The 8688-nt window shown below is 68.6% G+C and carries 10 protein-coding genes and 1 pseudogene; 10 read left to right on the forward strand and 1 reads right to left on the reverse strand.

Translation table 11 applies throughout. From position 1 onward, the window contains the following. From fliK to HV701_RS26175, 3 genes are all read left to right on the forward strand, one after another. A partial coding sequence (fliK, locus tag HV701_RS26165; RefSeq protein WP_175135910.1) for a flagellar hook-length control protein FliK occupies positions 1 to 776 on the forward strand: 776 nt, incomplete at its 5' end. Next, entirely contained in the window at positions 776 to 1090 is a 315-nt protein-coding gene (locus HV701_RS26170; protein WP_175135911.1) for an EscU/YscU/HrcU family type III secretion system export apparatus switch protein, read from the forward strand. The genes fliK and HV701_RS26170, both read left to right, overlap by 1 nt. A 24-nt stretch (positions 1091 to 1114) precedes the next feature. Continuing rightward, the gene (locus HV701_RS26175) at positions 1115 to 1912 is read left to right on the forward strand and encodes a flagellar brake protein (RefSeq protein ID WP_175135912.1); all 798 of its coding nucleotides are present in this window, start codon (positions 1115 to 1117) and stop codon (positions 1910 to 1912) included. A 114-nt stretch (positions 1913 to 2026) separates the two neighbouring features. Here the strand turns inward: HV701_RS26175 and fliE are convergent, their stop codons facing one another. Beyond that, entirely contained in the window at positions 2027 to 2359 is a 333-nt protein-coding gene (gene fliE, locus HV701_RS26180) for a flagellar hook-basal body complex protein FliE (RefSeq protein WP_175135913.1), read from the reverse strand. Between the two features lie 348 nt (positions 2360 to 2707). On the opposite strand from fliE, the gene fliF reads away from it, so the two are divergent. From fliF to HV701_RS26215, 7 genes and pseudogenes are all read left to right on the forward strand, one after another. After that, the gene (gene fliF, locus HV701_RS26185) at positions 2708 to 4381 is read left to right on the forward strand and encodes a flagellar basal-body MS-ring/collar protein FliF (protein WP_175135914.1); all 1674 of its coding nucleotides are present in this window, start codon (positions 2708 to 2710) and stop codon (positions 4379 to 4381) included. Then, on the forward strand, positions 4371 to 5381 hold the full coding sequence (gene fliG / locus HV701_RS26190; protein ID WP_175135915.1) for a flagellar motor switch protein FliG: 1011 nt from the start codon (positions 4371 to 4373) through the stop codon (positions 5379 to 5381). Before fliF ends, fliG begins: the two co-directional genes overlap by 11 nt. Continuing rightward, positions 5374 to 6117 carry a flagellar assembly protein FliH gene (fliH, locus tag HV701_RS26195; RefSeq protein ID WP_175135916.1) on the forward strand — a complete coding sequence of 248 codons (744 nt, stop codon included), beginning with the start codon at positions 5374 to 5376 and terminating at the stop codon, positions 6115 to 6117. Before fliG ends, fliH begins: the two co-directional genes overlap by 8 nt. Further along, positions 6114 to 7589 carry a flagellar protein export ATPase FliI gene (gene fliI, locus HV701_RS26200; RefSeq protein WP_175135917.1) on the forward strand — a complete coding sequence of 492 codons (1476 nt, stop codon included), beginning with the start codon at positions 6114 to 6116 and terminating at the stop codon, positions 7587 to 7589. The genes fliH and fliI overlap by 4 nt, the downstream gene beginning before the upstream one ends. Further along, positions 7582 to 8031 (forward strand): flagellar export protein FliJ, encoded by a 450-nt coding sequence (gene fliJ / locus HV701_RS26205; protein ID WP_175135918.1) that lies wholly within the window; start codon positions 7582 to 7584, stop codon positions 8029 to 8031. Before fliI ends, fliJ begins: the two co-directional genes overlap by 8 nt. 20 nt (positions 8032 to 8051) lie before the next feature. Next, the gene (locus HV701_RS26210; protein WP_175135919.1) at positions 8052 to 8312 is read left to right on the forward strand and encodes a hypothetical protein; all 261 of its coding nucleotides are present in this window, start codon (positions 8052 to 8054) and stop codon (positions 8310 to 8312) included. Further along, positions 8224 to 8688, forward strand: a pseudogene (locus HV701_RS26215) (flagellar hook-length control protein FliK); the annotation flags it as partial. The gene HV701_RS26210 and the pseudogene HV701_RS26215, both read left to right, overlap by 89 nt.

Below are 8688 nucleotides of genomic sequence, written 5' to 3' on the forward strand. Positions count from 1 at the left end.
GTGACCCCGCCAGCGAGGGCGCGGCGTCGTCCAAGCCAGGTCGCCCCGCCAGCCCGGGCGATGCCCCGGCCGGCGCCAAGGGCACCGCCGCCGCGACCCACGCCACGCTGGCCGGGCCCGCACCGTCGGTCCGGGCGCTGGCGCAAGCCCTGCGCAGCGCGCTGCAGACCAGCGGCCTGTTCTACGAATCGCACCTGGCCGACATGGTCTTCGGCCGCAGCAACCCGGCCCAGTTGCAACAGGAACCCCAGGCTCGCCTTGCGCATGGCAATACCGCCAGCGAGGCCGACGCCTCGCGTCCGCGCGCGCAAGCGCAGAGCGACGCCGGCTCGGCCGACGCGCCCGCCACATCCGGCGCCAAGGCGCCCGCGGCCGGCACGCCGGTCAACGGCATCCACCAGGACCTGACCGTCCTGGTGCGCCAGCAGCTCGAGGTGCTCGCGAACCAGGCGCTTACCTGGCAAGGCGAGGCCTGGCCCGGCACGCCGATGGAATGGGAAGTGGAACGCGACCCCTACGGCGGCGACCCCGATTCGGCGGTCTCCACCTGGGCCACCCGCCTGAAACTCGACCTGCCGCGCCTGGGTCTGGTGGACGCGCGCCTGAACCTGGCCGGCGATCAACTGGTGCTGCAGGTGGTCGCGCCGCACAGCGCGACCGAGATCAACGATTCTTCGGACCAACTGCGTTCGCGCCTGCTCGCCGCCGGCCTCACGCTCAGCCACCTGGTGGTGAACGTGGTCGATCCGCGGCCCGTCATTCCCACGGACTTCTGATGCGCAACGCCCCGCCCCCCGACCAGGGTCCGAACGCCAACCGCAACGCCGCGGTCGCCATTTCCTATGACAACAAGGATGCCGCCCCCCGGGTGGTGGCCAAAGGCTACGGGCAACTGGCCGACACCATCGTGCGCGCGGCCGAGGAAAACGGCCTGTACGTCCATGAATCGCGCGAACTCGTCGGCCTGCTGATGCAGGTGGACCTGGATTCGCATATTCCTCCCCAACTCTACGTGGCGGTGGCAGAATTGCTGGCCTGGCTCTATCGCCTCGAATCGCGCGAGCTCCCAGACGCCGCGCCGCCCGCCTGACCCTTCTCTCTAAGGACGACCATCGTGTTGGATGCCAGCGATCCGGAATTCCTGCTTACGCGGCCGGAAGACATGCGCGCCGCGCTCTTCGAACTGACGCACCCCGACAGCCATATCCTGGTCCGCGATGCCGCGGACCGCGAAATGGCGGTGCTGGTGCTCGGCGCGGACAAGCAGACCCGGCAGTTTTTCTGGCGCCCGCGCGACTATGCCGGGGCCGATTTCGAACAGACGGACAGCATGGGCCTGCTCAGCGGCACCACCTTCCATTTCCACGCCACGGCCTACGGGGGCGTGCAGATCCGTTTTCGCGTCGCGCGCCCCGAAGTGATCTATTTCGATGATGGCAGCGCGGCCTTGATGTCGCCCTTCCCCGACCGGCTGGCCCGTATCCAGCGCCGCAAAATGTTCCGCGCCTCGCTGGTCACCCATGCCAACCGTTGCCAGGCGTCCTGGCGCCCTACCCCCACCGACCAGCCGATCAGCTTCTCGGTGCGCGACATTTCGGTCGATGGCGTCGGACTGCGGGTGGAACTGGCGGTGCCGGCGCTGCCGCAACGCGGCAGCGTGCTGGAAGACGTACACCTCGACTTCGGTGAACTCGGCAAGCTCAATGCGCACCTGGAGGTGCGCAACGTCTATCCGATCTCGGGCCAGCCCATGACCCAGGCCACCAGCCCCGATGAGCCGGCCCCGACCCACGTATCGCTGACCGGCGAACCGCCGATGAGCCACCTGGGCGCGGTGTTCCTGAATCTGGACGCGCGCCAGGAAACCTGGCTGCAGCAAGTTGTCTGGAAACTGGAAAAAACGGCGAGATAGGGGCGCTCCGGCGCCGGCCAAGATGGCTGGGCGGCGGGAACGGGCCGGATGGGGAGTTATCCGGTCTGAAAAGGGGCTGGCATGCGCCAGCCCCTGTTTTCATGCTGGCGGCCGTTACACCGCCATCGAGGAAATTTCCTTGTAGGCCGCAACCAGCTTGTTGCGAACCTGGACAGCCGTCTGGAAGCCGATGCTGGCCTTTTGCAGGTCGACCATGACATCGTTGAGCGACACGTCGGGCGCGCCCAGCTCGAAAGCCTTGGCCTGCGCGGTGGCGGCGTTCTGGGCCGCGGTGACGCGGCGGATGGAGCGTTGCAGCTCGGCGGCGAAGCCATCCGGTTGGGCCACGGCCTCGCCGGCGGCCAGGTTGCCGGTTTCGGCCTTGGTAACCGCCACGCGCATCTGCTGGAGCATGCTCTCGATGCCGGACAAGCCTGATACAGCCATTACGTTATTCCTTGCTGAGGGGACGAGGGACTACGCCCAGGATGCAGGCAGCGTAACCCGGCATTCCCCGCCTCATAGCGGGTAAAAGCCGCCAAAACACCCGATATTTCCGCGAATGCGCCAACCCCGCCGGTGCTGGCCGCTGCCGCCTCCGCCCGCGGGGCGCGCCCGCTTGTCGACATAGGGATTAAGTAACGCCAAAAAACCGCTGTTTTCGGCAATTGGGTTTGCTAACGCAGCAGCAATAATCCAGGCTCTCCCCAGACCAGAAGCACGTTGCATGTGTAATCTGCCCTACCCGAACATGAAGTCATTTTCCCTGCTCCGCGAAGCCAGCGGGAGCCGCCAATGAATCAGCAGGCTACCCTGAGCGCGTCGCTTCTGGCGAAGTTTCCCGTGTTGGAAAAGATACGCGCCCTGCCCAAGCCGATCCTGCTTGGCGCGGCGGCAGCGCTGGTCGCGCTGATCGTCGCCGTGGCGATGTGGAGCAGCGAGCCCCAGTACAAGGTGCTGTTCTCGAACCTGGACGACCGCGACGGCGGCGCCATCGTGACCGCGCTGGGCGCCATGAACGTGCCTTACAAGTACAACGACACCGGCACCGCCCTGCTGGTGCCGGCCGACCGCGTCTATGACGCCCGCCTGCAACTGGCCTCGCAGGGCCTGCCGCGCGGCGGCTCGGTCGGTTTCGAGCTGATGGACAACGCCCGCTTTGGCGCCAGCCAGTTCGCCGAGCAGATCAACTACCAGCGTGGCCTGGAGGGCGAACTGTCGCGCTCGATCGAATCCATGCACACGGTCCAGCACGCCCGCGTGCACCTGGCCATGCCGCGCCAGTCGCTGTTCGTGCGCGAGCGCCAGGCGCCGACCGCCTCGGTGCTGCTGAATGTCTATCCCGGCCGCAGCTTGAGCGATGCCCAGGTCTCGGCCATTTCCTGGCTGGTGGCCTCGAGCGTGCCGGAACTGACCGCCGAGAACGTCTCCATCGTCGACCAGAACGGCCGCCTGCTGTCCGCGCCCACCGGCGAAGGCCGGGGCATGGACGCCGACCAGATGCGCATGGTCCGCGAAACCGAACAACGCACCGTCGAGCGCATCCTCACCATCCTCAATCCGCTGGTCGGTCCGGGCAACGTACACGCCCAGGCCAGCGCCGAGATGGATTTCTCGCGCCGCGAGGAAACCTCCGAGGTCTATCGCCCCAACCAGGAACCGGGCCAGGCCGCGATCCGCAGCCAGCAGACCAGCGAATCCAACCAGCGCGGCATCAACCCCGCCCAGGGCGTGCCCGGCGCGCTGTCCAACCAGCCGCCCGCCAACGCCCAGGCCCCCATCGCCAATCCGCCGCAGACGCAGCCGGCCCGTCCCGGCCAGCCGCAACAACCCGGCCAGCAACAACAGCAGCAACAGCAGCAAACCCCGGCCCAGGGTGCCGGCGGCACCGTCAGCGACCGCCGCGACGCCACCACCAACTACGAAGTCGACCGCACCATCAGCCACATCAAGCAGCCAGTCGGCATGCTCAAGCGCCTGTCGGTCGCCGTGGTCGTGAACTACGTGCGCGACAAGGATGGCGAACCGCAGGCCCTGCCGCCCGAGGAACTGAACAAGCTCACCAACCTGGTGCGCGAAGCCATGGGCTATTCCGAAAGCCGCGGCGACTCGCTGAACCTGGTCAACAGCCAGTTCAACGACGGCCCGCCGCCCGTGCCGATGTGGCGCGATCCGGAAATGATCTCGCTGTTCAAGACCATCCTGGCGTGGCTGGTGGGTGGCGTGCTGGCCCTGTGGCTGTATCGCAAGATCCGCCGCTCGGTGGGCGACTACCTGTACCCGCCGGTCGATCCGGAAGTGGCCGAGGCCGAACGTATCGAGGCCCAGCGCGAGGCCCAGGACCTGGCCCGCGCCAAGGAAACCGACCGTTACCAGGACAACCTGGAACGCGCCCGCACGATGGCGAGCAAGGATCCGCGCGCCGTCGCGATGGTCCTGCGCACCTGGATGACCAAAGATGAAAAATGATTCCAAACCCATGGACGGCATGACGCGCAGCGCCGTCCTGATGATGTCGCTGGGTGAAGACGCCGCGGCCGAGGTCTTCAAGTACCTCACCGCGCGCGAAGTCCAGCAGGTCGGCGCCGCCATGGCCAGCCTCAAGCAGGTCACCCGCAACGACGTGGCCGTGGTGCTGGAGGAGTTCCGCCAGGAAGCCGACCAGTTCATGGCCGTCACGCTGGGCTCGGACGACTACATCCGCACCGTGCTGACCAAGGCGCTGGGCAGCGACCGCGCCGCCGGCCTGATCGAGGACATCCTCGAAGCCGGCGAAGGCGGCAGCGGCATCGATGCCCTGAACTGGCTCGACCCGCACACCGTGGCCGAACTGATCGGCGACGAACACCCGCAGATCATCGCCACCATCCTGGTGCACCTCGAACGCGACCGCGCCGCCGGCGTGCTGGCGCTGCTGACCGACCGCCTGCGCAACGACGTCATGCTGCGTATCGCCACCTTCGGCGGCGTGCAGCCGGCCGCGCTGTCTGAACTGACCGAAGTGCTCAATTCCGTGCTGGCGGGCCAGGGCGCCAAGCGCAGCAAGATGGGCGGCGTGCGCACCGCGGCCGAGATTCTCAACATGATGAATTCGGCCGAAGAGGAAACCGTGGTCGCCAGCCTGCGCGAACGCGACAGCGACCTGGCGCAGAAGATCATCGACGAGATGTTCGTGTTCGACAACCTGCTCGACGTCGAAGACCGCGCGATCCAGCTCATCCTCAAGGAAATCGACAACGACACGCTTATGGTCGCGCTCAAGGGCGCCCAGGAAGAGCTGCGCGCCAAGTTCCTGCGCAACATGTCCAGCCGCGCCGCAGAAATGCTGCGCGAGGACCTGGAAGCGCAAGGTCCGATCCGCATGTCGAAGGTCGAGGGCGAGCAGAAGAAGATCCTGCAGATCGCCCGCCGCCTGGCCGAGAGCGGCCAGATCGTCCTGGGCAATTCCGGAGACGACGCGTATGTCTGAAGCGGATACCGGCCAGTCGACGCGCATCTCGCGCAGTGCCGCCTGGCGGCGCTGGCAGATGCTGTCGTTCGACGAGCCGCCGCCTGTCGAAGTCGAACCCGAGCCGGAACCCGATCCGGGCCCCGACCCGGAAGTGGTGATGGCCCAGCTGCGTGCCCAGGCCCTCGCCGAGGGCCGCGAGGAAGGTTACGCGCAGGGCCACGCCGCCGGCCTGGAAGCCGGCCGCGCCGAGGGCCATGAAGCGGGCCTGGCCGCCGGCCGCGAAGCCGGTTACGCCGAAGGCCTGGCCCAGGCACGCGAGCAAGGCGCGCAGGAAGCGCAACACCTGCATGCGCTGCTGCAGGCCTGCGCCGAATCGGTCGGCTCGCTGGAAGAAAAAATGGGCCAGAGCCTGCTGACGCTGGCCCTGGACATCGCCCAGCAGGTGGTGCGCACCACCCTGGCCGAGCAGCCCGACACCGTCGCCAGCGCCGTGCGCGAAGTGCTGCACATCAACCCCACCGCCGGCGGCCAGATGCGCCTGTGGGCCAATCCGGCTGATATCGAACTGATCCGCCTGCACTTGGCCGACGAGCTCAAGGAAGGCCACTGGCGCGTGCTGGCCGACGAATCCATCGCCCGCGGCGGCTGCCGCGCCGAGACGCCGTTCGGCGACATCGACGCTACCTTGCAGACCCGCTGGCGCCGCGTCGCCGCCTCGCTCGGCCGCAACGTCCACTGGGAGGAACCGGTGTGAGCGCCAATCCGGCCCCCGCGCAGCCCGGCCAACCGGCCGTGCCCGTGATCGACCGCTGGCAGACCCAGCTGCAGATCGGTTCGATCCGCGCCGCCTCGACCGACCCCTGGCTGGTCAGCGGCAAGATCACGCGCGCCACCGGGCTGGTACTGCACGCCACCGGCCTGCGCCTGCCGGTGGGCGCCGCTGCCCGCATCGAGATCGCGCGCGGCCACGACCACTGGGCCGACGCCGAGGTGGTCGGTTTCGACGGCCACACCCTGTACCTGATGCCGCAGGCCGACATTTCCGGCCTGCCGCCCGGCGCCCGCGTGGTGCCCGGCGAGCCGCCGGTGCAACGCCAGATCCCGCTGCCGCGCAAGGCCGAACTGAATGGCAACGCCAAGCCGCAACTGGGCCGCCACCTGCCGGTCGGCAACGCCCTGCTCGGCCGCGTGCTCGATGGCGCCGGCCGGCCGCTGGATGGTCTCGGTCCGTTGACCGGCGCCGAACTGGCGCCGCTGTCGGCCCAGCCCATCAATCCGCTGTCGCGCGCGCCGATCGATACCGTGCTCGATACCGGCGTGCGCGCCATCAACGGCCTGCTCACCGTCGGCCGCGGCCAGCGCATGGGCCTGTTCGCCGGGTCCGGCGTCGGCAAGAGCGTGCTGCTCGGCATGATGGCCCGCTACACCAAGGCCGACGTCATCGTGGTCGGCCTGATCGGCGAGCGCGGCCGCGAAGTCAAGGAATTCATCGAGCACAACCTGGGCCCGGAAGGCCTGGCGCGCTCGGTGGTGGTGGCCGCGCCGGCCGACGTCTCGGCATTGCTGCGCCTGCAGGGCGCGGCCTACGCCACGCGCCTGGCGGAACACTTCCGCGACCAGGGTCTGGACGTGCTGCTGATCATGGACTCGCTCACCCGCTATGCCATGGCGCAACGCGAGATCGCGCTGGCCATCGGCGAGCCGCCCGCCACCAAGGGCTATCCGCCGTCGGTGTTCGCCAAGCTGCCGACCCTGGTCGAACGCGCCGGCATGGGCGCGCCCGGACCCAGCGGCAAGGCCGGTTCGATTACCGCGTTCTACACCGTGCTGGCAGAAGGCGACGACCAGCAGGACCCCATCGCCGACTCGGCCCGCGCCATTCTCGACGGCCACGTGGTGCTGTCGCGCCACCTGGCCGAGTCCGGCCACTACCCCGCCATCGACATCGAAGCCTCGATCTCGCGCGCCATGACCTCCCTGATCACGCCGCAGCAGTTCGCGGTGGTGCGCCGCTTCAAGCAGACGCTGTCGCGCTACCAGCGCAACCGCGACCTGATCGCCGTGGGCGCCTATGCCGCCGGCAACGACCCGCAACTGGACGATGCCATCGCCCGCTACCCGCGCCTGGAAGCGTTCCTGCAACAGGACATCGGCGAGAACATCGGCTACGACGACGCGGTGGAACAGCTGCGCGCAAGCTTCGAATTGAAGGACACTTATGCCTAGCCAATTGCCCCTGGACATGCTGATCAACCTGGCCAAGGAGAGCACGGACGAAGCCGCCCGCCTGCTCGGCCGGCTCAGCACCGAGCGCACCAATGCCGAACGCCAGCTCGGCATGCTGCAGGACTACCGCCAGGACTACCTGGAGCGCCTGCAGCACGCCATGACCACCGGCATGTCGGCCAGCGATTGCCACAACTACCAGCGCTTCATCGGCACCCTGGACGACGCCATCGGCCAGCAGCAGAATGTACTGCGCCAGGCCGACGAGAACCTGGCCAAGGGCCGGCTCTACTGGCAGCAGGAAAAACGCAAGCTCAATTCGTACGATGCCCTGGCGCAACGCGAATTGCGCGCGCAGGCCGTGGTGGAATCCCGCCGCGAGCAACGCGCCAACGACGAATACTCCGCCCGCCTGGTCCAGCGCCAGGCCGGGATGCATTAATTGCCCACAGGAAGCCCGAGATGACCGCTCCCCTGCCCATGCCCGCCATCGCGCCCGCCGTGCCGACCTCGATCGCCGATGCCCTCGGCGCCAAGTCCGCCCCTCCCGCGACCAAGAAGGGTCCGTCGTTCTCCGACGTGCTGGCCCAGCAGCGTCCCAACCCGTCCGCCCAGGCGCGCCCGGCCGACAACAATGGCGCCACCAAGGCCCCCCCCCTCCGGCAAGACCACCAGCGATGCCGCCGCCAACGCCGAAGACGCTGCCGCCTCGGCTATCGATGACGCGGTCAAGACCGCCAGCGAGGCCGAAGCCGGCGCGCTCGCCGTGGCCGCCACCCAGCAGCCGGTCACGCCAGTCGTGTTGCCGGAGCAGACACTGGAGATCGCCGCCCAGGCTGCCGAGCAAGTGCAGCTGGCGCGTGGCAACGCCCAGGCCGCCGCCACCGCCATCAGCAGCGGCGCTGCCGTGGTGCAGGCGGCGCTGACCGCCAACGACGCCATCGCCACTGCCCGCGCGCCGGTGGCCGCCACCGCGCTGCAGGCCGAAGCCGCCGCCGCCAAGGCCAGCCGCGATGCGCAGGCCGCGCAACCGGTGGTCACCGCCGCCATCAAGCCCGGCTCGACGCCCGCCGTGGCCGCCGTGCCCGCCCAGGCCGCG

Origin of the sequence: Achromobacter pulmonis, assembly GCF_902859765.1 — a bacterium.
In the GTDB taxonomy this organism is placed as follows: domain Bacteria; phylum Pseudomonadota; class Gammaproteobacteria; order Burkholderiales; family Burkholderiaceae_B; genus Achromobacter; species Achromobacter pulmonis.

Coding starts and splice junctions, on each gene's coding strand:
- HV701_RS26170 (WP_175135911.1), top strand. CDS start 776: ATGCGCAACGCCCCGCCCCCCGACCAGGGTCCGAACGCCAACCGCAAC.
- fliE (WP_175135913.1), bottom strand. CDS start 2,359: ATGGCTGTATCAGGCTTGTCCGGCATCGAGAGCATGCTCCAGCAGATG.
- fliF (WP_175135914.1), top strand. CDS start 2,708: ATGAATCAGCAGGCTACCCTGAGCGCGTCGCTTCTGGCGAAGTTTCCC.
- fliG (WP_175135915.1), top strand. CDS start 4,371: ATGAAAAATGATTCCAAACCCATGGACGGCATGACGCGCAGCGCCGTC.
- fliH (WP_175135916.1), top strand. CDS start 5,374: ATGTCTGAAGCGGATACCGGCCAGTCGACGCGCATCTCGCGCAGTGCC.
- fliJ (WP_175135918.1), top strand. CDS start 7,582: ATGCCTAGCCAATTGCCCCTGGACATGCTGATCAACCTGGCCAAGGAG.
- HV701_RS26210 (WP_175135919.1), top strand. CDS start 8,052: ATGACCGCTCCCCTGCCCATGCCCGCCATCGCGCCCGCCGTGCCGACC.